This is a genomic window from Ruminiclostridium papyrosolvens DSM 2782 (assembly GCF_029318685.1).
Taxonomy (GTDB): Bacteria; Bacillota; Clostridia; order Acetivibrionales; family DSM-1351; genus Ruminiclostridium; species Ruminiclostridium papyrosolvens.
In genome coordinates, this window is the sequence record NZ_CP119677.1 from 4,362,747 (window position 1) to 4,385,941 (window position 23,195).

The window sequence follows — 23,195 nt, forward strand, 5'->3', positions numbered from 1 at the left end:
CTCCATTAGCTACACACAATACCACACAAATGCAGTCGTATCAAGTGTTTTTACGCATATACTTCTGCTAAATCAGGAGAAAAGGAAATACGGTTCATTTCGTCTATTCTCCTGTATTCAGAAAGAGTAAGCATCCCTGCTTCAAGCATAGTATTAAGAACATGCAAAGCTGTTTTATACTTTACTTCATTAAGCATTTGCTCTTGAGACATGCACTTTACCTCCTTATCCCCGAACTACATTGAACGGGTTATGTTCAGCGGTTATTTCCCCCTCAGCCATAGAATATATCTTAATACCCATCTTTTGAAGTATAGTGATAAATCTAGTTGTTTTGTTAATATCTCTGCCAATGCGTGAGATATTTACAACAAGCAATGAGTCTATTCTGCCCATTGTAGCCACTGCACTTATTTCTGCTATACCATTTCTTTCAAAGTTCAAGCCGCTCCCTATATCCCGTGAAACCCCGATTACTTCAAAGCCCATTTGCTCTGCATAGTCCATCAGCTCCTTTTCCTGTCCCTTCAAACTGCCGTGCTTATCCTCTGGTGCATCAATACGGCAGTAAAGCCATGCTCTTTTTTGCTGTGCCATAGTTTATTTCCTCCTGTTCATAAAGCTTTTTAGTTTTATTTGATATTACAAGGATGCTGCAGAGACGAGGCTCTGCAGCATAGTTTCTAATATCAAGGTTTCGCGCTTTTTCTCCATTTTCGTATGTACCTGATACAGTTGCTTCAGGCAAATATAGCTTAAACTATCTGTGGCAAACAGATATCACAGGAATTCCACCTCCCCCTTAACAAGCGGGCTGCACTTTGGGACTTAACCTCAACTATGCAGGAGTATCATTATCCACTGTTCAAATCCTGGCGAAACAGTCTGCCGCAGACTGTTTTATGGCCGGACATTCCCGCTCGCCACCTTTGACAAAGTCGTTTTAAAGGATTTGCAATCCTCAGACGGGTTATGGCGTGTCAGCCAGCGTCGCTTACCGTTCATCACGGCTGAACAGCTATGTATTTAAGCTAATTTGTATATCATTTTCAAAGAGCAATAAGGGTATAAAAAATCCCCTCACTTCTTTAAGGAAAAAATGAGGGGTGTGAGCCAAAATTTTTTTACTTTTCAATAAGTTTTTTAAGTTTTTTTAGAATACGTTTCTTTCTGTTGTTCAAGGTTTTTTGAGGAATATTCTTTTTCTGTGCTAAGGCTCTTTCAGATACCTCATCAAAATATATGGCCTTAATGAGTAGCAGCTCCTCCTTTGAAAGTACCATCAAAGCTGATTTCAAAGTCTTTAGCATCTCATTCCTAATTACAGCATCTTCATGAGACTCTATCCTACTGGCCAATATGTACTCAATCTGAACTCCCTTTTCTTCATATTCCGAAAATGACAAATTGTGTTTAGTAGATAGCTTGTTCAGGTAGGATTCGTGTTCCTTTTGTCGGTAATATTCTTGATATACCTCTCTACTTACAAAGATACGCTCTCGGTTAACAATCGGTGTGTATTCCTTATGATTTATTGACATAGCCTGTCCTCCATTCAAGATTTTTGAAATCGAAAATGAAGCACAGGCGGTGACCTACACCTTTGACTTGATTTATTTCTTAGTATCAAATGTTGGTTCGAGTTATAGTGCTTATGCGAAAAAAGTCGAAAACACTCTTTTATTGTCACAAAAATAAAACCCGCAATTTGTCTTATACAAATCGCGGGTTTTATTAAGAATAAATGAAATTGTATTTTTAAGCATAAAAAGTTTATGTGCATATAAAAGTAGCCCGATTATTGGCTGGTATCCTGTAAAAATATGGTTACATAAATTCCTTTGATATTTATTAGCAGGAGTTTGTATGCACATTAAAGCAGAGAAAATTCCTTTACCTGCTTTTAAATAGCTGACTAAAAGTCAGTAAAATACATGTTTTGCTGAAATAAAAATACAATATTCTGTTTTAAAACATAATCAATGATGTAAGAACCGAATAAAAAGTTTTGAGGCAAATTTCATTATCAGATTGTAAACTTTGTCATCTACTACTTTGACTAATTACATTACGTTAATCTTTATTTCTTTAAGTAATTGAAAGATACCAGAGCGGTCATCATAGAAAAAATCAGGCATTTGAAGAGTACTTCAGGAAGTAGGTGCCTATTTTAAGCAGTGCTGGTAACCTTCCTTAGCAGTCTAATAATTTAGTTAAATGTATACGTATAATTATATACTTTTATGTATACATAATATATAGCAAAACTCACCATATATTTCCTATGCTTTATATTAATCTTTAAGCTTATGCAAGATACTTTACGCATTATTTGTCTCTCTCTGATGATGAGATATATTCTTAGAGTGGGTACTTCACATTGGCAGTTCATAATGAACCAGCCCTTAGTTCACACGAGGGCAGAACTTGCCCTTGACAGAAAGATAGTAATTATTGTTTTAGTTTTGCAACTTTATTTATTTTTGTACTATCCAAAAGTATCACTAAACATTATTATAACGTCTGTATGTAATACATATTGCTGCTTCTCCCCCCATTTTCACGCCACCTTTTTTCTTTTTTCAGACGTCCACTTTTTTCTAGGTCTGCAATAGCACGCTTTACTGTGCTGCGTGACAGCTTTAGCTCTTTGGAAATTGTACCAATTGCAGGATAACATTTTCCATTCTTATCCGCCCGGTCACGTAGATACATATATACTGCAACAGCGCGGTGCGGAAGGTCTGAAGCATAGAGTGATGTGAAATATCCCAATAAACACCTCCTAATCCGTCCTGAGCGGCGGCTTACTCTTTCGCTCCTGCTGTGTGTCCGCCTGCTCAGACTCAATATACTCTTGTTCATTTACATAGCTAATCCAATCGTCTAAGGCAGTATCTGTATCTTTTGGCTCATCCTCATCAATATAATTGCAGGCTGCATGTCTTTTTATTATTTCTTGTTCCAGCTCCATGCGGTCGGCATAAGCCACCTTGCGAGCAGACTTTTCTCTGATTTCAAAGACTTTGTTAAATACAATTCCCCATTTAATAAACAGCTTAAGGATTGTTTTCATTGGATAACAGCCTGTTTTGGCAAGTATAAAATCTCCTTTGGGAAGGGTCTTCAATTCGTCTGGTGTCATTAATGGTCTCTGTATCATTTGAAGGCTTTGAGAAGGATCGTTTCTTCCCCTGCTTATAGAGCCTGACATAACAGTTTTATTACCGAGAGCCTGTGACAGGATTTCTGCAGAATGACTATTTGGAGCAAAGCCTCCGAACAGCACAAGCTGACAGTTGTCAATTATGATGGCAGCACCCTCCTTGCCGTAGTTTTTTTCAAGTTGTGCAAAGGACTGTATAATAGCCACAATTGACATCCTTCGTGAACGGGATGCGGAGAACATCATTTCCGCGGATTCTATTTTAGGTATTGTACCTATTTCATCAAGAAAAAACATTACCCTGTTTTTAAGTCTGCCGCCTGCTTCATCCGCTACTGAAAGTATCTTCCTGTATAACTGCTGAACTATTAGTGATATTAAAAAATACTTAGTGGAATCCTCTTCCGGCATGACCAGAAAGACAGCAGTTTTTTTATTACAGAACTCTTCCGCATCTACCGCTGTATCAAAGCACAATATTTGCTCAAGCTCCGAGTCCAAAAATGCGTTTAATCTTGATAGTGCGGTAGACAGAACCGATTGCATAGCTTGCTCTGCGGTATTAAGTGCTGCACCCGCAAACCATCTTGCCTTATGCTCAGCAGGCAGCTTTTCAATTAGTAGCTGGAACTGGTTTCTCCCCTTTACTCCTGATGGAGCCAACAAATCTTGTATCAGCTTGAATACGGATATTATATGTCGTTTCTCCGGCGGGCAGTATTCTGAAATAAGAAGTATTACAGAGGTCAAAAGCCCCTCTGCTGCTTCATAGAAAAAAGCATTCTGCCCGTACGCCCCTGCCTCCATTCCTCCTGAGTTAACTATTGTTTTCGCAGTAATTTTTGCATACCTTTCGGCTCTTGCCTTAAGGGACAAATTATCCTGGTCTTTAAGATATTCATCCATATATTTGTTCACCAGATGAAGCATATTATTGCCGTCACTTCGTGTAGGATTACGCAGATCAATTACTGATACCTTGTATCCATAGTAGTCTCTTGCAATACTTCCGTAATTTCTGAATAAATCTCCCTTAGTATCTGTTGTCAGGAACGACATTCCGCTTGCACATGCATATTCAAGGTTTGGATAAAGAAAGTTAGCTGTTTTGCCAACTCCTGCGGCCCCTATCATAAGACAGTGGACATCTCCCTCATCCACAAGGGCAGTTACAGTCTTGCCGCTAGTTTTACAGCCAACCACAATCCCCTGCACCTGGGGCAAATTTTCGTTCCTTCGCCATTTTTCCACCTCATAGGGTATATGGCTATAAGTCCTTTTTATTTCATTTCTGGTGGCAAACCGTGCCGTACCGTGCTGTCCGTCGCCTACGGTTTTTGATTTAATTCCGTTTAAGGTATAATAATGGGCCAAAAGAGATAAGCCACCGATAACGAAAAACGCCACGGCAGTTACTGCTATGAGGGTATAAACTTGTGATGGCATATGGGACTCCTTTAGATTTATGTTTTTTTGTAAAATAAATTTATGATAACCAATTGAGATAAAACGCTATGGAAAATTACACAACAGAAGAATTCACGGAGGCGCTCCCATCCACAGAACCGCAAACCCCACTTGATGATTGAACTGCTGCTTTCAAATTTGGATCGCTGCATACCACAGATTTTGATGCTGAATGGATTCTGAAAAACCTGCGTTTAAGCACAGCCGATGTGGTCGGGTGGTGTCGTGGTAGAATCCAAACCTCAAACGCCAGCATCACACGAAAGGGCAAAAACTGGTACATCACCTTGGATAACTGCGAATTTACCATAAATGCTCACAGCTACACCATCATTACCGCACACAAGCGAACTTAAAAAGCATGGCTGCCAATAAAACGGCTGTCATGCTTTTTTATCTCATCATCATAGCTGGTTTCTCCTGCTCCTGTGAGTACGATGCTATCAAATCCTCATTCCAGTCCTTTTGTACCGAAACATCATACACCACATCTTCAAACCCTTGCTGCTGTAAAGTTCTATGAATGCGACTTGCAGCCTTAAGTCCTGCTTCATCATTATCAAGACAGAGTGAAACTCTCTGAAGCTGCGGATACAGCTCCAGCAACTTCAGTATGGGCTGCCCTGACACACCGTTTAACGCCACATAGCTGGAATTTTCCCAATTCAGTGGATGAAGGCTTATGTAGGACAGCAGATCAATGGGTGCTTCAAATACAAACAGGGTATGAGGATAAGGATTCTTAGAGATATAATGGAAACTGTAACCCGGATTACTTCCCTCCACATTGATGCGAAAGCCACTACCGGTCGCCGTGCTTCTTTTATGTGCATGACGGGCAACTCCATTTTCATCCAACCCTACAAACACAGCGTTATGGTATTTGGCATCCTCAAACAAAAGCTTTTCTCTTGCGAAATATACCAGCACATTCCGGTCAATAAACCTTTGCTTTATTAAATAGGCAAAAACACGCCTCATGTCACTGTTTGCTTCTGGGAGAACAAACCTATTTCTCTCCTGCTCATCTACGCTTTTACCAGTTTGTTTGAATTCTATACCCTTTTCGCCGCCAAGTAGTAGTACCACTGCCTCCTGAAAAGGCAAGCCATAGAATTTCTGTACAAAATCAATTGCAAGGCCACCCTTCTCCGTACTGTGGTCAAACCATCGGTTACCTCTTACAGTTATACTGTGGTCGCTTTTAAGCCTCTTCTCTCTTCCTGAGCGTATGAGCTGCTCTCCCCGTCTTTCCAAAAAATCTTCAAGCTCTACAGAATTTGCCCGTTGCTTCTGTTCTTCAGTAAAATGAATGTATCGTGTCACAAGACTTCCCCCTTTTGATTTTTAGGGCAAAATAAAAAAAGATACCCTTTTTGAGTATCCTTTTTCGTATATACGTATTGATTGTTCTGTTGATTTTTAATGCACCTAAGTAACATTACTGAATAAAACTATTTAACCAAATTAATTTATTTACTACAACCGTACTACAATATCCTGACCTAGTTGATTTTCGTTAAATGGTACTTCGTATTCTTTAAAAATCAAATCAATATCAGAAAAATTATCGGGCAATGGTGGTGATACAATGAAGTTATAATGAAAATGCCCGTTCCCACCTGTCCCATCTGCCATTCGGCAATCATACCGCTCGTCAATAAACAATTCAAAATGAGTATGCCGTGACTGGCTATCTGATATTTCTCTGGTATCCCAATCAACATTAAAATTCACAACACTTGAGTTAGAATATTGTCGAATAGAAATCACCGAAAAAAGTCTATTATCCACTTCGGTATACTTTAATACCGGTAAATTCCTTTGAAAGTCATCTGGCTCAATTAAAGGCTTATATGCTTTTTCATTCCACAATGAGCTGAATATCGATCTTAATAGGTCCTCATAAAGATTATTTTTTACTGCCCAATCAGTGATATATTCAAAAGGCGGATACCCCGGATTATTTGTTGAAATTTCTTTACGGTGTTTAATTAACTCACATATTTTCTCATCAACTTGTTTGATTCTTTCATCATAATGAGTAGTTGGCCGCTTAAATGTCATTCGTTTCATTTTATTCCTCCTCAAAGGACTTCCATTACACTTTTGTTTCATTTCTATATTTTTACAATTTCGATTTCTCTTATATTCTATAGGTACATACTATAAAAATCAATAAAAGTAAAATTATTTCAATATCCTTGTTCTGGTGTATGATCGTTATACGCATGTCCCTGTGCCGATTTTTTCTGCATGAGCCTTTTATACTGTTTTCGGTCAATATTAATATATGTATTCTTAGCTGATTTAGCTTGCTCATTATCGAATATACTGCCGAGCCAATGCATCAGTCTTGTTGCTGCCAGCAGTACTGAAGGTTCATGTAATGAGTCGATATGGTCTATCAAAAACTGTGCATATATGTTCCCCTGTGCTGCTGAAGCAGTCAGCCATTTAATGGACTTCTCCCTGTCCTGTGGAAGGTCATGACCCATAAGGTACAGCTTGCCCAGTGCATACTGTGCATATTGATTGTCCTGTTCGGCAGCTTTAGTAAGCCAGCTGACAGCTGCACTAGTATTCTTTGGAACTTCTTCACCCGATAGATAGATTCTACCCAAGCTATACTGTGCAAGCTGATTGTTTTGCAATGCGGATTTTGTAAGTAAGTCCATTGCCTTCTGAATATCCTTTTGAATAGCTTCACCTGTAAGATACAGCTTTGCTAGTGTATACTGTGCAAACTGGTTACCGAGGTCTGATGATAGTGTAAGCCATTTAATAGCCATGGGAACATCCTCAGGAATATCCTCATTGGCAAGGTACATTCTTCCCAGGGCATAGGCTGCATACTGATTCTCCTGTTCCGCCGATTTCGTAAACAGCTCTGCTGCCCTTAGTACATTCTTATCCAAATGATTTCCGTCATGATAGAGCTTTCCCAATGCATACTGTGCAAGGTCATTACCGTTGTCGGCAGCTTTTGCAAGCCATTTCAAAGCCTTTTCTATATCCTCATATTCACTGCCATCTTCCATGTATATCTTGCCAAGCATATATTGTGCATGGACATTACCTAGCTTTGCCGATTTTTCAAAATATATGATTGCTGCTGAAATGTTCTTCTCTGTACCTGTTCCAGTATATAGCATATATCCAAGTCTGTATTGAAGCTTATCATCATGGCTTTCGCCCTCCAAATCAGAAAAACCATCGAACGCTTTTTGAAAATGTACATCTGCTTTTATATTATCCACTACTGTACAGATACCATCCCTTAACATTTTAGCCAACTCATATGAGGCATAAGGATTATTTTGTATGGCAGACTTACGGTATAAATCATATGCGATACTGTAACTCTGATCCACACCATGCCCGTGATAATACATTCCTGCCAGACTGTATTGAGCATATTTATGATTCTTCCCGGAAGCCATTTTGAGCCAGTCCGCTGCCTCTTTATAGTCCTTGGAGGTTCCAAGACCTGCAGCAAACATTTTGCCTATCCGGTATTGCGTATATGGCGTTGATTTTTCAGCTTCCGTCTCAGAAAAAGATATAAGTGCCCTTTCATACCATACCTGTGCAGCATCGGAGTCCATAGCAGCTCCAAGACCATCCATATGCATTCTCCCGATGTCATACATTGCAAGAGCATTTCCTGCTTCAGCCTCCTCCATAAATAAGCTGTAGGCTTTGTCAAAGCTCTGTTCAGCAGTATCACTGCCATATAAAAGCTTACGTGCCTCCTTATACCTTTCATTCCATTCTACATAATAATGAAAATCGTCATACCCAGCATCAGACGTACTATGCTGGGAGGAATCCTTCTTTAATTCGTTATCCAAATCGCCTGCAATTGAAAGCGTTTCCTCTTCTTCTGTAAATATATTATCCTGCTCTGATAGATTGCTATCAATTACTTCATCCTCGCCCTGTTCAAATGTAAAATGGTGATTTACTATATTCAGTGCTTCTGCAATCACCATGTTTTTGATGCTCTTAAATTGCTTCTGTTTTGAAAGAGGCTGTATATCAGAAATCTTTCCTGCATACATATTTAAAATATCCCTCTGAGCTTCATTCCAAAGCCTATATGCTTCTGCAACTCTGTTGTCCTTCTCTAGCTCATCTACTATACAGTCAATTATATTTTTTACATCAGCTTTAAGGTAACCGTATTGCTTTTTACCTGAGGTATTTTTTAGTCGTTCTGATAGCAGTAGTATTTTTTCTTCAATAGCCTTATTCTCACAAGTCCCTGATTGCATATTTGTCAGCAGCTCTCTCATAACAATTTCGGCATTTTCTTTAAGCAAGCTTCGACTCTCATTCTGCCTGTCATATATATTCATAAAATCCTGTCGGAATATGCTGTGAGCCAATTCAGAACGCATTGCTTGAATTCCCTGCTTTGAAAGATAGCCTTCCATTTCATTTTTAGAATAAACGAGAAGGTGAACATGCGGGTGATGACTCTCGTTGTGAAATGCACAATACCATCTGATATTTTCAGAGGGTATCTTCATGTTTTTGCAGAGCATAGCTTTACTGCTGCGAATAAGCTCCTGCCATTGCTTCCCCCTGTCATATCCTAGCCTCTGTGCGTCCTCTCTCCTAAGACTAATTACATGTGTCCACACGTTCCCTTTGTGATTAGCTACCTCTTCTGCAACCTGAGACAAAATGACAGGTGTTCCTGCATCAGTAAACAAACCATGTTCTCCCACACGCTCGACTCTTGGACGGTTGGAAATGTACCCTACATAGTTTTTTCTTTTGCATATAAGCTCCAAATTATTTTCCAAAGCCAATGTGATAAACTCAGATGCATTTTCACGAGTGGGGTTAATCAAAAAATCAGAATATTCGTGCATATTCTTTGCATCTCCAATATCTCCGAGAATTTTACTTATAAGCTGCTTCTGCTTCACAGTGGCAGGAAGTAATGCTCTGCTATCAGCTACCTTTTCGACTCCCTCACGGGTGCCGATGTACTTCACATAATTTGCTAGATGCTCAGGGGGAGCATCTCTAAGATAGTTGCAGCGTAAAATTATTTTTGGCATGGGGGCTCCTTTTTGGAAATAGAGATAAAAAAAGAGGGTCTTTTTTCAACTAGCCCTCCAATACTGAATTTGAATATACTCTTCTTTTTTATTTTTTAAAAGCATCTTCATACCATTCTTTCCAATTTAACACCTCATAATTATTAGGAAATAATTTTAACTGTTCACTAAAGCTACTTACGAAATTTAAATCATACTGGATAATATCATTTATTATCTTATTTTCTGTTTCACCATTTAACAATACTTTTTCTACAGCTTCCCGTATGGTTCCAGCCCAAAAATCAGCAAGCTGCAATAATGCATTCTTTTTTGAGTCTCCAAATTCTATTTCTCTATTTTGTTGTATAGCTGCTTGTTGTAATGCTTCACTTAATTCATTCATTTTGTCGTGAATTACATTTGATAAACTAATCGACTCCGTTTTAGATAATATGTTATTAAAAGAATCAATATGTGGACATACTGCAACCGCAGAATTTCCACTTTTGTAATAGTCTACTAAAGGAAAAAGGTGTCTTAATAATAATCCCCTCTCACTATAGTTATTAATTGAGTCAAGAGTCTCTTCAACATACTCTTTAATATGTGTATTATCGGCTTCATCAATCAGCCTGCAGCAAAGACTCTTAAGTTTATCTAAATCTTTTTTATCACTATCAAACATTTCAACAAAATCGCCAAAAAGATTATCGCTAATTTTATCATATATATAGTTTGCAAAGCTTCTCCGTACTACTCCTGAATCATAAGAATAATACTGTTCTTCATTAAAGTCATAATAAGGAAAAATACAGCAATTAACAATTTGCATTGCAATACAAAATTTTTTGTTGACAACCTCAATTAGTATTTTGCATTCATTTCGGTAAATAATATTCCAAAATTCTTCTGTTAATTCATTAATGTTCTTTTTTACAGTTTCTTTTGTCGATTTGAACTCACCCTGTATTTTATAACGTTTATGTAATTCGTTTATTTTATTTTCAATCGCTTCTACATTTTTTTCTGGAATTAAAATTCCACATAATAAAAAATATGGTTGCTTTGAAAAGTTCCAACTAAAATCATATTTTTGAGTACCAGTTTTACCGCTCTCATCTAAAATAAGAAACACTTTATATCACCTACCTCTGGAAATTAATTATAATAATTATATATCATGGCAAACCATCACTCAATTATGTGGTTTTCTTTAAAAATAGAAGTTAATATTTTTCTGTTTTGAATCGTTTTCGTTAATCTCAACATTATAAATATTTCATAAGTAATTCTAGTTATTACATTTCACGCTTCTGATATTTATGAGCACTTTCAAAATCTACTGTACCATTGATTCGTTTCACCTCATCCAGACATTTTAAATGCAACTTGTACAGAGCCTCATTATCAATATCGTGTGAATATGCAATTACGTGAGCCAACTTAGAAAGCTCCACTGCAACTTTGAAATCCATCCTTGCTATACGGTTTTCTGTATCTCGAACAATACTGGTCAGTACTGAGGATAATGTATGCAGTAGATAATTTTCAGCCTTTTGTGAGTTTAAGTATCCACAATAAAAATTCAGTGCCTCCGTAACGAACTCGTTTCTTGATCTCACATTCGCCAAAGACAGCAGCTCATCACATTTTTCCAAAACTTCTTTATCAATATAAAAGCCTGTTCGTACCTTTTCGGTTTCTTTTGCCATACTTCTTCCTTTCTTCTTAAAATAATAGCCTTAATTATACAGATATTTTGTCCAGAAGCCTTGAAATGCCTAACCTTCATATGAATTTGGCATAAGAATTCTGGTCACTGTCTTAATAGTTATGTCACATCAATATCTCCCGAACGGCTTTGCCGGTCGGTGTTTAGTGGGTTTATGCTGCAAGGCAGCATAAACCCTTTAACCCGCAACGTTTTCGACCCTATATATTCCCATGAAAAAACAAAAGTCCATTTTTGTTACTTCGTTTAAAATTGCCCCAACAAGCTAAAACCCTATAAAAGGGTGCAGCTATTCTATTTGGTAGCGAATGATTGCACACAAGGCAGCACAGCCCCTTACATCCCCATTATGATTGCTCCATTTGACTAATACTTAGTACCCGAATTAATCAATTTTTATACCTGCTTGATCCGTGTGTAATTTTTTGGCTGATGCTTTTGGCTTCTCCTGTTCGCTGGCTTCCCTTGCTTCTATGTATTCGCGAACCGCGACAGGTACAAACTTCTCATAGAGCTTCTGTACAGCGTCCTCTAGCTCCTTTTCAAGCTCGGCCTCCTTCTTGCCCATGTATTGCTTAATTGCTCCCAGCTTTTCAGCGTCAAAGACTATTGAAATAGTTGATTTTTTCATTTAAACAGCTCCTTTTAATTTTTTCTAAATCAATGATATTTTTAGTGTGCTGCCATCACTACATGCTCATGTTTATACCTTGTGTTTCTTCCTCATTGGTCGATGTGTTTTCTCCCTGTGACTGTAATGTATTTGTACTTACCTCTGCTATCTGTCCACGTTGTCGGCGTGTTTGTCTTGTCTGTCGCTCTGTCTGTTGCTCCGGCTGCTGTGATTGTGAAGCTTCCTGCTCTTGAGCAGTATTCTGCTCAAGCCTGCTTTCCACATATTCTCTCACATGTGCTGGAACAATTTTTTCATAGGTTTTATCAAGATAATCCTTCATCTCATTTTCGATAGTCACCTCTTTCTTGCTTATAAAATAACGGAGTGCATCTAGCTTCTCCGCTGGAAACATCAGCTTTATTTCTGTTTCATTCATCCTTTACTTCCTCCTTGTTTCTATTTATTTTTTCGCCCCAATATATGGGGTCTTCCGTACATAACCTGTTTTTCTGCATTATACAAATCACGGTATACCACCTGTCCCTTTTTAGAGGATGCATCTACAACCTTGTCATTTCCTGCATATATACCAACATGGGTTATATGCATAAATCTACCGTTAGGCCTATAGCTCCAGAATATCAAATCCCCCGGCTGCAAGTCATTTTTTGAAACAGTCAGTCCCTTTTCAGCACAGAATTTTGCCTGTTCAGCGGCAGTCCCCGGAATATTTATGCCCACTTTTTTATAGCACCAAATTGTCAGATAGCTGCAGTCAGTATATCTGCCTGTGCCTCTCAACTCTTGAGAATAAGGATCACCAAGACGTGTAAGTGCAAGCTGTACGATTTCTGCTCCAAGCGTACCCTCCGACAATAAGTCCTTTGTATCCTCCATCTTTCCTGGTGACCAGTCCTCCCACCAGTCGAAGCTGTCACCCTCATTTAAAGTACCTTTTCCGTATAAGACACGGCTATATATCTCCGTGGCATTCGCCTGTTCCTCGCTGGTTATCTGTCTTCCAAGAACCTTTTGAAGCCTTTTATATATTTCAGGCATTGATTTTAACGGAACTGCTACAGTATATTCCTCCTTTGATTTACTGTCGTTACCATCTTCAACAGTGCGTGTACGCTTTTCATAATTGACAAAGCAATCTGTATATGCTTTGTATTGGCTGCTATTCAGCTTCGGATTTTCTAAGCCGAAAAACAGAGAATAAAAAACAGCCTTGACTCTTGTACTGTCAAGACTGCCGTCCTCTATTTGCGAAGATATTTGTAAAATTTCCTTATCCAGCCCTAAAAAGCTGCGGCGCATATCCTTTATATAATTTGCATATTCAGCCGGAACAGTGTCGGATATTGCTCCGCCATTAAAGCATAGCTTTACAGCGGCATTGTTATGATCAGCTCCAGCCGAAAGTGTGTTCAGTACTACCAAAATAAACAGTATTACCGGTGTTAGGAGTGCTGCTATAATAACCCCTATGACCTTCCATGTGCGTTTGTCTGTGGCTGCCTGTGCTGCCACCTTTACTGCCAGAGCAATTGTTGCGGGATCGGCCATAGTGTCACCACCGCTTCAGGTCAAATATACTGGTTTGGTCCTGTTCCTCATTTTTTCGGGCTGCAAGCTTGATTGATTTTTCAACTGCCTGTTCCAAAAATTCTGTATCAAAGCCCGCACTTCTATATCCTTCCATAATAATATCAAGGTATTTATCCGAAGGTGAGCCAAAAGGGTGACCTTCATTCATCAGATAGATCATGGCAGAAACGATTTTTCCCTTTAGTTCTACATCAATAAATTCCTTTCGGTATAGATACGGATATCCCTCGTAACGATCAAGTGTCTTTATATCTCTATCTCTTAGTGTCCACAAAAGCACAGGGACATTGCTGTCCTTTAAAGGCTCAACTGTTGCCACTGAGTCTCTGCATCCACCCCTGAACAACAGCTCATAGCCTTTAATTTTACTTACTCCTGTCACCATTGCAGTCGGACATCGGATTGCCATCTGCCTGATATTTAGGTTACTGCCATAGGCAATGTACAAGGTTTTTTTGTTCATATGCGTCATTCCTTTCTGATAAATAATAGATTGGGGATTACATACTCATAGAAAAACCGGTGCCTTCTTCGGCTCCGGTCTGTTCGATACTCTCATCATTTTCTTGAGTCTGTATTGTGTTTGCTACCTGCTCCTTTTCTTTTTTCTGCCGCAGCCGTTCCTTTTGCTTCTCTGCCTGTGCAGGGTCCTTCCATGCAATACAGCCCTCCAGATTTTCAAGCAGATGGAGCCGTGCAGTTTTGAATTCATCACCTATCAGTCCAAGCCGTAGAATCCATGTCCTGAAGGTATATTTTTCATTTGTACTATGGGTTTTTGCACGGCTAGCACAGCGTTGTGTAAGTGCTTGATGGCTGATAGCAAGGCACAGCTGTATATATGCCTTAATTTTTCCGGCGTGGGTTGTGCTGTTAAACAGACGAAATTCTATCGTACCCTTTGAAAAAACGCTGTGAAGGTTAAGGCAGTGATATCTGCTATCGTGATAATGCTCGTTCCTGCCATCCACGCCGTTGTACCAGATACGACTCACTGCATCTAGTGTTTTAGGCTTCCTCCTATTCATTTCCTCAAGAAAATGCTCATCCGCCTTTTTGCAGTATCTGTTCTCTCTCGACACACTCACCTGCAGCGCTTTGTAAATCAGATCCTCCTTGCTTGCCATTATATTTGTAATATTTCGAAGGGTATTAGCGTTATGAGGGGAGGCATCCACATGAACATGTATTCCACAGCTAGAGTTAGCAATGGCTCCTGCACCACGGAGCTTTCGGATAAGCTCCTGTATGATTACTATGTCACTATATTTGCATATGGGGCTGACAAGCTCCACCCGGTATGTGGCATCAGGTCTTCCTACCTTGCATTCCTCCTTGATACTTGAATCACTCATGATCTTCCACTTCCGACACTGGCTGTCCAGTACTGAATATGAGTCATAGTAATCGTCGTTATGTTTGAGTTGAGTACCAAAATATTCTGACAGAACCTTCCCAGCCTCCTTACGTGACAGGCCTGTCAGCTCAATTTCTATTCCGAAGCGCTGTTCCTTCATATCCAATTAACCGCACCTCCTTTTCACTTGCCATTTGCTCAGACAGTGATCATAAATAGTCATTCTTTACTAACGGCCTCCTGCATTTCCAAATAGCTTGGCCTTATGCTCAGGAGCTTGAACTATGAGGTTGTATCGTTCATTACCGCATTTATACAGGCAGACTCCGCGCTGAGGATACCGTATAAGGTTATATTCACTTTCCTCTAATTGCAGAGTATCTATATAAAATTTTGAATCTATTGACCCTGCATTAAATAAAAATTGATGTGTTGGGATAGCAAACAGAGGCTTTGTGTACTCCCTTATACCCTCTATATCAAAGTCCTCCAAATTTTGAGAGCTGAGAATTACAGCGGAATCCTTTTTGCGCACACGCTTCATGAAGTTTCTGATATATTCTACTGCGGTCAGGTTTGTAAGGAATAGATAGAACTCGTCTATGCTGGCAGCAGTATTTCCTCTGGTCAGCAGCTCGTTACTCATATATGAAAGCACATTAAAAAGAAGGGCATTGCGGATATTTCTGCTTGCCTGCAGAAGTCCCTTTACACCAAAGGTTATAAAGTCACTGCTGGTGATATTAGTGTATCCGTTGAAGAATTTTGACTCTGCACCCTTGCACATTGAGTGCAATCCAAGCAGGATTTCCCGGAGTGTATCGGCAGTGTATAGCTGACGGTGGCTCTCATCAAAGGTCTTATATTCCTGCTCAATAAGCTCATAAAGGTCAGATAGAATTGGGTAGTTATCAGCTTTGAGACTGTCAAAATTACTGCTGTCTGTAATTCCCCATTTATCATAAAGCTTGCCCAGCATAATTTCTATCGTGTCTATCTCCCTATCGTCAAAATCCTTGTATGTACGTAAAAAGTCCTTAAGAAAGCTAATATGCTGGCTCAGCCTTGACGAGCATTTAAACGCTCTGGGAGTATTTATATCAGTATAAGCTCCATTTTCATCCCATACCTTTGGCTCCAGAACATTGATAATGTATTCACCGGACATAAGGTCAATAAAGCAGCCGCCGAGGTTATTTGTCAAATCCTCATATTCCATCTCAGCATCAAGAGCTATGATATGCATGCCTGATTCACGCATATTTGTCAGGATAAGCTTCAATAAAAATGATTTGCCCTGTCCGCTGTTTCCGAGAATAAGGATATTGGCATTGGTCTTGTCATCCTCACGCTTGTTGAAATCTACAATAATATTGCTGCCGAATTTATCTCTGCCAAGATAAAACCCGTTTGTATCTGTCTTTCCTGAGTAATTGAAGGGATAGAGATTAGCGGTGGAGGATGCAGGAAGCACACGTTCGAACTGCTCTCCGAATACATTCCATCCACTTGGCATTACACAAACAAAGCCCTGCTGCTGTCGAAGCACGAGCCTGTCAATATTCAGTTTGCTTCGTATAAGCTCAGTCAGCACTTCTGTCTGCAGGAGCTTCAGCCTGTCCAGATCGTAGGCTAAAAGCTCAAGGTATACGGCTACGTGAAGCAGAGGCTCCTTGTTCTTATGCATTGCAGCTACAATATTTGCAACATCCTGAAGATTGCTTTCAGCTGCTACTGTCTGCTGCAGATCATTGGTATTACTTCTTGTCATACGATTTTTGTTAGCAGCATTCGAGATTATTTTCTTTTCCTCAATCGGTGTTACATGGCGGGTATATATATGCAGGGTAATTCCGTCCTTTTCTCCAAGATGGCATAAAATAGCCTGCTCGTCAGTAGCTGTAGGATATTCCCTTAGTGCCCATACACAGCGGTAGGTATTCCCGCAGATAAAATAATCAGTGTTGAATTTAATAACACTAGGAGAAATCATTTCGAGAAATTCCTGTATTCGAGCATCTTTTTGGGAAGTACCTTGTACCTTTAGTAATCCTTTTCCCATATCAGTTCACTTTCCTTTTCTTAGATTTATATTTAAGATTTATCCGCATACTGAAAAAGCTGCCTGCCTAATGGCAAACAGCTTTTTCAGTTGATGACTTTCCAAAAGATGAAAATAATAAGTAAGTATTAGAATAGATCAACAGTAACCTCAATCTCCCGGAATAACCCATCTTTCTCCGTCAAAGTCCTCAAATTTTTCTGTTGTAACATTTTGCTCAAAGTATACGGCAAGGATGCGCTTGACGTCCTCCCTCTCAGCACGCTTTACGGTGAATCCCTGTTCCTTCAGGCTTTTTTCTATACGGTTGAGGTATGGAAACACTTCTCCTGGCTTTTCATTTAAAAGCCGTATAATAATAAGAAATTCCCTTGCTGTTGCCATCTGCACCTGTATTTTGTCAAGATGCTCCAGATCAGCCTCAAGCAAGCTGCAAACAGCTGGGTTGTTTTCATGCTCTATGTGCTTCCGTATATTGGCCTTGTTGTCCTCAAAGCTTTCTCGGGAATTAAGACAGCACATTTCTATTTCAGCTATTCCCTTCAGCACAGTCATTAGCGAATAAACCCTTGCTGAAATACTGGCACCGGACAATACTGATATATTTGAGGGCTTTATAATAAAATATACAAGCTCTCCATGTTCATAGGTTATAAGGCTGTAATCCGTAATTTCCTTTGCTCCGATTATCTGGTGGGTATATTGTTTTTGTCTTGATGAATTTCTTAATTTTCCGTTCATTTAGTTATGCCCCCATTCATAAAATTGCTGCTTTGTCAGGAAAAAAGCACAGGCATGCTTTATAAAGTCAAGAATACTTGTATCCTCAAGCCTGATACTCAGAAAGCCATAAAGAGCAGTTACTGCTGAAGGCAGCACCAGCCCGAGTTGCGAAAGCATGAAAACAGAGACAAGGCATCCTATGCCAACTATACTGATATCCCGAAGCTGCCAAAGCCACAAAACAGGCTTTGCTTTTAAATTCTCAGGGTATATATACAAATTAGCTTCACTCCTCATTTTCCTTATTTTGTTTCAAAAAATATGCAATCCCCCGAAGTACATTTTCTACACAAGGGATTGCTACACTGTTTCCAAGAGCCTTATATCTTGCACTATCAGATGCTCCCGGTATATCCGTCCAATAGTCAGGAAAGCCCATTAGCCGTTCACATTCCAGCGGAGTCAGCCGTCTTATAAGCTTCTTCTGTTCTACAATACATTTGTCCTGATTTACATACTGATTTCCAATTCCTTTCTCATCTCCTCGACATAACGCACCAACAGTTTGCTGATACGTACTGTCAAAGGCGTTACTATGTTTACAAAACACAGCATGGCGGTCGGCAGTATTAAGGGTGTAGCTTATTCCCGACTGGCATCCCATACCGTTTCCTCCGTTATGCTCCTGTCGGTCAATAATGTTGCCGGCAATACAATAGCTTTCCTGTAGAATAGCAATACCTCCCTGATTTTTGCTTGGATCAGGATTAGTTGTATCTATCGTTCTTGCTAGCGCTGTTTCCCTACATCCTGAATATGGATTAGAGGATTTCATGCTGTTGCTTTCAACACTGTCAAGACTGAACGCCAGAGGCTGATTAATCAAAGGAACATTATTACCTCCCGTACCATAGCTGGCAGTTCCGGTTGGTGCTATCCTGTGAGGACCGGTGTATCGGGAGTCAATGCTATAATTCTCGAACAGAGCTGTCTGCTCACTCATCACTAGGGGCGGGTGCCCAGCCATTCCAGCTCGCAGTGTTGCAGTAATATCTTGTGACACATCTATACGGTCACCGCCCTGGTCATTTAGACATAACATTGGTTCCGCGATAAACGTTTGCATCTGCATATTTTGTGTTGCCAATAAGGCTCCCGATATTCCATTTAAATCAATACCTTCGTTTCTTTGATTGATATGAAAGGATTTATATTCTCTTCTCGTTTCAAGCATTGCTTCATTTTCTATGTCTTTATTTCGGCCTGAAGCTCCAAAGCATGCTTGAGAACAGGCGGAAGCTCCTTCCCCCTCTTTTTGGCCCGTCGCAGGATTCCCAAACAGGCTGCCCTGCTTAAATAATATTTCCGGTGCGGTGAGACCTCCAAAATCTGCGACAAGGTAGATACGCCTGCGTCTCTGGGCGAGACCCCAGTATTGAGCGTCGTATACCCTCCAAGCAACGGAGAATTTATATCCCAATATGGTCCCAGCAGACAGCCATACCCCTCCCGGAGGTCTAGGTACAGAAATGGCGTCGTCATTAATTCGGCAGATTTCCTCAAGTACTGCCCTGAAGTCCTCTCCTCTTTCACTTGAAAAGGCTCCAGGGACATTTTCCCACACCATGTACCGAGGTCTAACAGAAGCATTTGTCCTTCCACTTGCTTTGCTATGCTTTCTCATCTCCTTTATTATTCGGATTTGCTCCATAAACAGTCCTGAGCGTTCACCCTTAAGACCGGCACGCTTCCCTGCCACAGATAAGTCCTGACATGGTGATCCCCCGCAAACAACATCCACCTGCGGCAAGGTTTCACCCTTAAGCTTGGTAATATCACCAACATGTAACATCTGAGGAAAACGAAGCTTTGTTACTGCTATAGGGAAGGCTTCAATTTCACTTGCCCAAACAGGTATAAATCCTTGACGTATTCCTGCCATCGGGAAGCCCCCTATTCCATCAAACAGGCTACCTACTGTAATAGCCTTATTCATAAAAATATTTTCATGCCGGAGGACTGTGTCTCGTTTAGCTCCAGCTCCATTTCCTTTGGACGGTAGCTCACATTTGCAGTACCTATTTTTTTCATAAGTGAATCAGCCATTGCCTTAGCTTCCTCATAGGTATCAAAGGTCATCGGTTTTCCATCCGACTTCAGCCATGCTTGTGCTGCTCCGAAAATAGAGGCAGCACTACGTTTTGCCAAAACACCATATTTTTTCAAAATAAATCATCACTCCTATCAAGATTTTTAATTTTTCTGCACAATAAAGAACACAAGGATAAGTCAAATCATTTTGCTACTGTTTGTACAACTGTGCGTGTAATATTAACGGCAGACTGTGCCGCATTAACAGTACTCGTAAGGCTTGCTTTTGTTGAGGTATCAAGTCCGAACTGTCCTGCTATTCTCGGAATCTCTGAGCTTGCAAGCATAAGTCCAAGACCTAAAAGCATATTTGAGTTAAAAACCATCAGCCCGGCTGTAAGGATGATGCTTTGCAGAAATGCTGTAAGACACAGCCCAATAACCTGCTTGCACCATGCTGTAAACCCATCTATGTATCCCCTCGGTACACTGAACATATACAGGCTGCCAACTGCAATCTGTATAAGGAGAATTCCTCCACGTTTGAGGTTGGCGAAAAACACCTTAATAATTGCATAGCCCATTAGAACTAAAATAAAAATCGTTATAATAGTATTCATACCAACCCCACCGACATTGGTGAGGGTGGCTTTTGCCATAGTACTGATGTTGCCGTCCGAACCAGTGATTTTGGTAATGCCTGACGTAAAGCTGCTTTGCAGTGAAACAGATAGCTTGTACAATTCAATAGGTACAGTGGTAAACAGGCTTACAGCCATAAACCCCTTTATAACATTTAATGAGGTATCCTTAATGCTTCCCCTTCCGCTTTGATATTCAATGCCGCATTCAAAAACAGCTACTACCAGCCCGGTTACGTAAAGTGCCCATGCCAGATAGGAAAATAACAGCACAACTGACTTAACCCAGCTCATATCAAAAAGATCAGCCCCCATGCTGCCCATCATTGAAAAAAACTCGCCTAAAAAGCCTACAAGCTGAGAATATATCCAGTCAACGACCTGAACCAGGACAGTCTCAGCAACAAAATCCCATATAAACATATTTTGAATCACCCCTTTCGGCCATTGTTTCTCTGCTACATTCCAAGGATAGTCCAAATATATAGAGGAGCTGTCAGCGTAAACACAAGACAGGCAAACAGAATAGCCGGGGACGCCCATTCAAACTGGCCATGCTTCCTGTAATCAAAATATGCAGTACCAAGCTTGGCAAAAAAGAACACAGCCAGAATTAAGTCAATTGCAGGAAAAACTACCTTGTTAACAACAGTTTTTATCTGCTGGGATGCTGACGTCCATGTCCCTTCAATGGCACCTGCCACATCTCCGCTGCCGGAAGCATAGGCGGTTGCACAAAGCATGACGGACAGTAGCAGCGAAACACACAAGATACATAAGATTTTTTTATTCAAACACTTTTCCACCTTTCATTTTTTAGTCAAAAAAAGACCACATGGCTTTTTTGCCTTGTGATTCCTGTTATTTTCTGATGATATGATTTTAAGGGATTGCAGGTATAACACGCCAATCGTCCCAAAGGCTTCCATCAATGGTTATCGAGTCTGTCAGGTTAACTGAAAGCATTCCGTTTGGTGTCCAGCAGTCAATCAGATATGTATACGGAGTATAGCTTCCGTCAGGCATCCATACAGGTGTAAAATGTGTACGCCTGTTGTATGTTGAATATCTGTTTTCATGGAATTCAAAAGCCGATCTGTATCCTCTGCTTGTCTGCTCCAGAAGCCTCCAATAGGTCTTATACAGAAATTCTGGAAAATATGTCACCGCGGTCTGGGCCTCTGTTACAGCCGAGGACTGGTTAGTACTGACATTAGCCTCTGTCATCTGCTTTATCCCATAGCCTGATTTCATTGTATCTACAAATGCAGTAGGTGCTTTTTCATCAGGAGCAATATTCATTGAAGCGGAAAGGACTGCATGATATGTATCACAGCTGAAGTCCCACCAGCCTATATCGATCCATTCACCATCGTCCTGCCAGTAGCCTCCGCCATCGTTGTCACTATACCAATTCATGTCGCTCTGCCAGACGAGATTTTGATGCCAATGAGGATGCCAAACTCCCCATGAAGCAGAGGTCTTCTGTTCATTACTAGGAATACCTTGAGCGCTGTACGAGTAGTTACGGTCATCGGCAGTAGGGTTGGGCGGATCATTTCCAGACAAATCAACAATTTTTACTGTCATAATGCCAGTGTCAGTTCTGCCGTTATTTGAAACAGACACATTAATTGTCATTGTCTGAGGCTTAGACGGTGTTTTCCATCTTACCCATGCCAGCTGGCTTTTACCCTCTGGATAATATACATTTCCTACGGTATATACAGTACCTCCAATGTTGAATTGAACAGTAACCGGATTATCGGGATCAGACCTTCCCCCGCTGATCGTAACTGATGAAATCACCTCTGTGTTAACCCTGTATGTATAGCTGTTAGGCGAGACCTGTGGCTGCTCAGCTTCTTTAAACTTTACAATGCCAAGACCTAAAGAGGATATTATATCCTCGTCGGATGCTGGGGCTGTAGTCGAACCAGACCACGCAGGATAACCAAGATCAGGAACCTCCAGAAACATGGCAAGCGGTAGGTTTTTATTTGAAAGGGATACCATTCTTTTGCGTAATTCCCCGCCCAACCGCTGGTTGTAGAGTGCCGCTTCAGTGGCTGTCATTGCCATATTAATGCCACTAAAGGTCATATAAGCAATAGGTTCAAGCAAAATTTTATAGTCTCCGTCGGTGAGTGTTTCGTAATTAAACCCAGTAAGGTTTGAAATAGTAGTAACCATATATTCTGAACAAAAAAATTCCTTAATTGCTTTAATATCTGGATTTCTGCTCTTTGTCCTTACAATTTTAGGCATAGCTCTATCAGGTTTTTTACACTCATAAGTGGATGTACTAGGTGTCAATACCCTTCCGGCAGTGTATGTTACCTTACATACCTTACCAAAGTGTGCAATATTAATTGGCTTAGTATTTGTAAAATCTATCGGGACAGTTACTGGCTTTCTATCTCTTAATCTAATAACGGTTACACGTACCCCATCGTCACCAGTCCAATAGTTTTCTTCAGAACTGTTTCCCATCCCTCCGCCGCCATGATCAATATTTCCTTCTCCATCAGCAGCAAATACAGTCTGTGGAAGCATTAATGCAATCAGCAATGTAAGTATTAGCAAAATATTATTTATTAACTTCATATAAATCTCCCTTAAAAGAGAAGAAGCACAGCATTTCTGCTGTGCTTCTTCTCTTTTATTTAATT

The 23,195-nt window shown here is 40.2% G+C and carries 25 protein-coding genes; 1 reads left to right on the top strand and 24 read right to left on the bottom strand.

Going from position 1 to position 23,195, the window contains the following annotated elements; translation table 11 throughout:
• Positions 1-50: 50 nt before the first annotated feature.
• The 6 genes from P0092_RS19190 to P0092_RS19215 form a co-directional block, all read right to left on the bottom strand.
• Entirely contained in the window at positions 51-212 is a 162-nt protein-coding gene (locus tag P0092_RS19190) for an SHOCT domain-containing protein (protein WP_004622484.1), read from the bottom strand.
• 13 nt (positions 213-225) lie between these two features.
• Positions 226-597, bottom strand: a complete 372-nt coding sequence (locus P0092_RS19195; RefSeq protein WP_004622483.1) for a recombinase family protein — start codon at positions 595-597, stop codon at positions 226-228.
• Positions 557-748 carry a hypothetical protein gene (locus P0092_RS19200; RefSeq protein ID WP_276187002.1) on the bottom strand — a complete coding sequence of 64 codons (192 nt, stop codon included), beginning with the start codon at positions 746-748 and terminating at the stop codon, positions 557-559. The genes P0092_RS19195 and P0092_RS19200 overlap by 41 nt, the downstream gene beginning before the upstream one ends.
• A gap of 376 nt (positions 749-1,124) precedes the next feature.
• Positions 1,125-1,541: a hypothetical protein gene (locus P0092_RS19205; protein WP_004622482.1), complete on the bottom strand. Its 417-nt coding sequence runs from the start codon at positions 1,539-1,541 to the stop codon at positions 1,125-1,127.
• Positions 1,542-2,514: 973 nt separating this feature from the next.
• Positions 2,515-2,775, bottom strand: coding sequence for a helix-turn-helix domain-containing protein (locus tag P0092_RS19210; RefSeq protein ID WP_004622481.1), 261 nt, complete (start codon positions 2,773-2,775; stop codon positions 2,515-2,517).
• Positions 2,776-2,785: 10 nt separating this feature from the next.
• Positions 2,786-4,612 (bottom strand): VirD4-like conjugal transfer protein, CD1115 family, encoded by a 1,827-nt coding sequence (locus tag P0092_RS19215; protein ID WP_004622480.1) that lies wholly within the window; start codon positions 4,610-4,612, stop codon positions 2,786-2,788.
• A 209-nt stretch (positions 4,613-4,821) separates the two neighbouring features.
• Here P0092_RS19215 and P0092_RS19220 point away from each other — a divergent pair, with 209 nt between their 5' ends.
• The gene (locus P0092_RS19220) at positions 4,822-4,989 is read left to right on the top strand and encodes a DUF3781 domain-containing protein (protein WP_422785459.1); all 168 of its coding nucleotides are present in this window, start codon (positions 4,822-4,824) and stop codon (positions 4,987-4,989) included.
• A gap of 37 nt (positions 4,990-5,026) precedes the next feature.
• Here P0092_RS19220 and P0092_RS19225 read toward each other — a convergent pair whose 3' ends face one another.
• From P0092_RS19225 to P0092_RS19310, 18 genes are all read right to left on the bottom strand, one after another.
• On the bottom strand, positions 5,027-5,959 hold the full coding sequence (locus tag P0092_RS19225; protein WP_004622479.1) for a DUF3991 and toprim domain-containing protein: 933 nt from the start codon (positions 5,957-5,959) through the stop codon (positions 5,027-5,029).
• Positions 5,960-6,112: 153 nt separating this feature from the next.
• Positions 6,113-6,709 (bottom strand): hypothetical protein, encoded by a 597-nt coding sequence (locus P0092_RS19230; protein WP_004622478.1) that lies wholly within the window; start codon positions 6,707-6,709, stop codon positions 6,113-6,115.
• Positions 6,710-6,828: 119 nt separating this feature from the next.
• Positions 6,829-9,708 (bottom strand): MobP3 family relaxase, encoded by a 2,880-nt coding sequence (gene mobP3, locus P0092_RS19235; protein ID WP_004622477.1) that lies wholly within the window; start codon positions 9,706-9,708, stop codon positions 6,829-6,831.
• An 88-nt stretch (positions 9,709-9,796) separates the two neighbouring features.
• Positions 9,797-10,825: a DUF3800 domain-containing protein gene (locus P0092_RS19240; RefSeq protein WP_004622476.1), complete on the bottom strand. Its 1,029-nt coding sequence runs from the start codon at positions 10,823-10,825 to the stop codon at positions 9,797-9,799.
• A 163-nt stretch (positions 10,826-10,988) separates the two neighbouring features.
• On the bottom strand, positions 10,989-11,402 hold the full coding sequence (locus P0092_RS19245; RefSeq protein ID WP_004622475.1) for a hypothetical protein: 414 nt from the start codon (positions 11,400-11,402) through the stop codon (positions 10,989-10,991).
• A gap of 405 nt (positions 11,403-11,807) precedes the next feature.
• A complete protein-coding gene (locus P0092_RS19250) occupies positions 11,808-12,053 on the bottom strand; it encodes a DUF6103 family protein (protein ID WP_004622474.1) in 246 nt (81 codons plus the stop codon).
• A 58-nt stretch (positions 12,054-12,111) separates the two neighbouring features.
• Positions 12,112-12,474, bottom strand: a complete 363-nt coding sequence (locus P0092_RS19255; RefSeq protein ID WP_004622473.1) for a DUF6103 family protein — start codon at positions 12,472-12,474, stop codon at positions 12,112-12,114.
• A 20-nt stretch (positions 12,475-12,494) separates the two neighbouring features.
• Positions 12,495-13,607, bottom strand: coding sequence for a C40 family peptidase (locus tag P0092_RS19260; protein ID WP_004622472.1), 1,113 nt, complete (start codon positions 13,605-13,607; stop codon positions 12,495-12,497).
• Between the two features lie 4 nt (positions 13,608-13,611).
• Positions 13,612-14,112, bottom strand: a complete 501-nt coding sequence (locus tag P0092_RS19265) for a gamma-glutamylcyclotransferase family protein (RefSeq protein WP_004622471.1) — start codon at positions 14,110-14,112, stop codon at positions 13,612-13,614.
• A 37-nt stretch (positions 14,113-14,149) separates the two neighbouring features.
• Positions 14,150-15,172, bottom strand: a complete 1,023-nt coding sequence (locus P0092_RS19270) for an amidoligase family protein (protein WP_004622470.1) — start codon at positions 15,170-15,172, stop codon at positions 14,150-14,152.
• 63 nt (positions 15,173-15,235) lie between these two features.
• A complete protein-coding gene (locus P0092_RS19275) occupies positions 15,236-17,068 on the bottom strand; it encodes a VirB4 family type IV secretion system protein (protein ID WP_004622469.1) in 1,833 nt (610 codons plus the stop codon).
• Between the two features lie 150 nt (positions 17,069-17,218).
• Positions 17,219-17,809, bottom strand: coding sequence for a hypothetical protein (locus P0092_RS19280; protein WP_004622468.1), 591 nt, complete (start codon positions 17,807-17,809; stop codon positions 17,219-17,221).
• The gene (locus P0092_RS19285) at positions 17,810-18,070 is read right to left on the bottom strand and encodes a hypothetical protein (RefSeq protein WP_004622467.1); all 261 of its coding nucleotides are present in this window, start codon (positions 18,068-18,070) and stop codon (positions 17,810-17,812) included. It abuts the gene before it with no gap.
• A gap of 7 nt (positions 18,071-18,077) precedes the next feature.
• Positions 18,078-19,787, bottom strand: a complete 1,710-nt coding sequence (locus tag P0092_RS19290) for a DNA cytosine methyltransferase (RefSeq protein ID WP_004622466.1) — start codon at positions 19,785-19,787, stop codon at positions 18,078-18,080.
• Positions 19,784-20,017, bottom strand: coding sequence for a hypothetical protein (locus tag P0092_RS19295; RefSeq protein ID WP_004622465.1), 234 nt, complete (start codon positions 20,015-20,017; stop codon positions 19,784-19,786). The genes P0092_RS19290 and P0092_RS19295 overlap by 4 nt, the downstream gene beginning before the upstream one ends.
• 68 nt (positions 20,018-20,085) lie before the next feature.
• A complete protein-coding gene (locus tag P0092_RS19300) occupies positions 20,086-20,946 on the bottom strand; it encodes a conjugal transfer protein TrbL family protein (protein WP_004622464.1) in 861 nt (286 codons plus the stop codon).
• Positions 20,947-20,981: 35 nt separating this feature from the next.
• Positions 20,982-21,317, bottom strand: a complete 336-nt coding sequence (locus P0092_RS19305) for a DUF3852 domain-containing protein (protein WP_004622463.1) — start codon at positions 21,315-21,317, stop codon at positions 20,982-20,984.
• 88 nt (positions 21,318-21,405) lie between these two features.
• Positions 21,406-23,130 carry a DUF8193 domain-containing protein gene (locus P0092_RS19310; protein WP_004622462.1) on the bottom strand — a complete coding sequence of 575 codons (1,725 nt, stop codon included), beginning with the start codon at positions 23,128-23,130 and terminating at the stop codon, positions 21,406-21,408.
• Positions 23,131-23,195 lie beyond the last annotated feature (65 nt).

Bases quoted from the DNA above. Each gene is read 5' to 3' on its own strand.
- P0092_RS19190 (WP_004622484.1), bottom strand. From the start codon at position 212: ATGTCTCAAGAGCAAATGCTTAATGAAGTAAAGTATAAAACAGCTTTG.
- P0092_RS19195 (WP_004622483.1), bottom strand. From the start codon at position 597: ATGGCACAGCAAAAAAGAGCATGGCTTTACTGCCGTATTGATGCACCA.
- P0092_RS19205 (WP_004622482.1), bottom strand. From the start codon at position 1,541: ATGTCAATAAATCATAAGGAATACACACCGATTGTTAACCGAGAGCGT.
- P0092_RS19215 (WP_004622480.1), bottom strand. From the start codon at position 4,612: ATGCCATCACAAGTTTATACCCTCATAGCAGTAACTGCCGTGGCGTTT.
- P0092_RS19230 (WP_004622478.1), bottom strand. From the start codon at position 6,709: ATGAAACGAATGACATTTAAGCGGCCAACTACTCATTATGATGAAAGA.
- mobP3 (WP_004622477.1), bottom strand. From the start codon at position 9,708: ATGCCAAAAATAATTTTACGCTGCAACTATCTTAGAGATGCTCCCCCT.
- P0092_RS19245 (WP_004622475.1), bottom strand. From the start codon at position 11,402: ATGGCAAAAGAAACCGAAAAGGTACGAACAGGCTTTTATATTGATAAA.
- P0092_RS19250 (WP_004622474.1), bottom strand. From the start codon at position 12,053: ATGAAAAAATCAACTATTTCAATAGTCTTTGACGCTGAAAAGCTGGGA.
- P0092_RS19255 (WP_004622473.1), bottom strand. From the start codon at position 12,474: ATGAATGAAACAGAAATAAAGCTGATGTTTCCAGCGGAGAAGCTAGAT.
- P0092_RS19260 (WP_004622472.1), bottom strand. From the start codon at position 13,607: ATGGCCGATCCCGCAACAATTGCTCTGGCAGTAAAGGTGGCAGCACAG.
- P0092_RS19265 (WP_004622471.1), bottom strand. From the start codon at position 14,112: ATGAACAAAAAAACCTTGTACATTGCCTATGGCAGTAACCTAAATATC.
- P0092_RS19275 (WP_004622469.1), bottom strand. From the start codon at position 17,068: ATGGGAAAAGGATTACTAAAGGTACAAGGTACTTCCCAAAAAGATGCT.
- P0092_RS19280 (WP_004622468.1), bottom strand. From the start codon at position 17,809: ATGAACGGAAAATTAAGAAATTCATCAAGACAAAAACAATATACCCAC.
- P0092_RS19290 (WP_004622466.1), bottom strand. From the start codon at position 19,787: ATGAATAAGGCTATTACAGTAGGTAGCCTGTTTGATGGAATAGGGGGC.
- P0092_RS19300 (WP_004622464.1), bottom strand. From the start codon at position 20,946: ATGTTTATATGGGATTTTGTTGCTGAGACTGTCCTGGTTCAGGTCGTT.
- P0092_RS19310 (WP_004622462.1), bottom strand. From the start codon at position 23,130: ATGAAGTTAATAAATAATATTTTGCTAATACTTACATTGCTGATTGCA.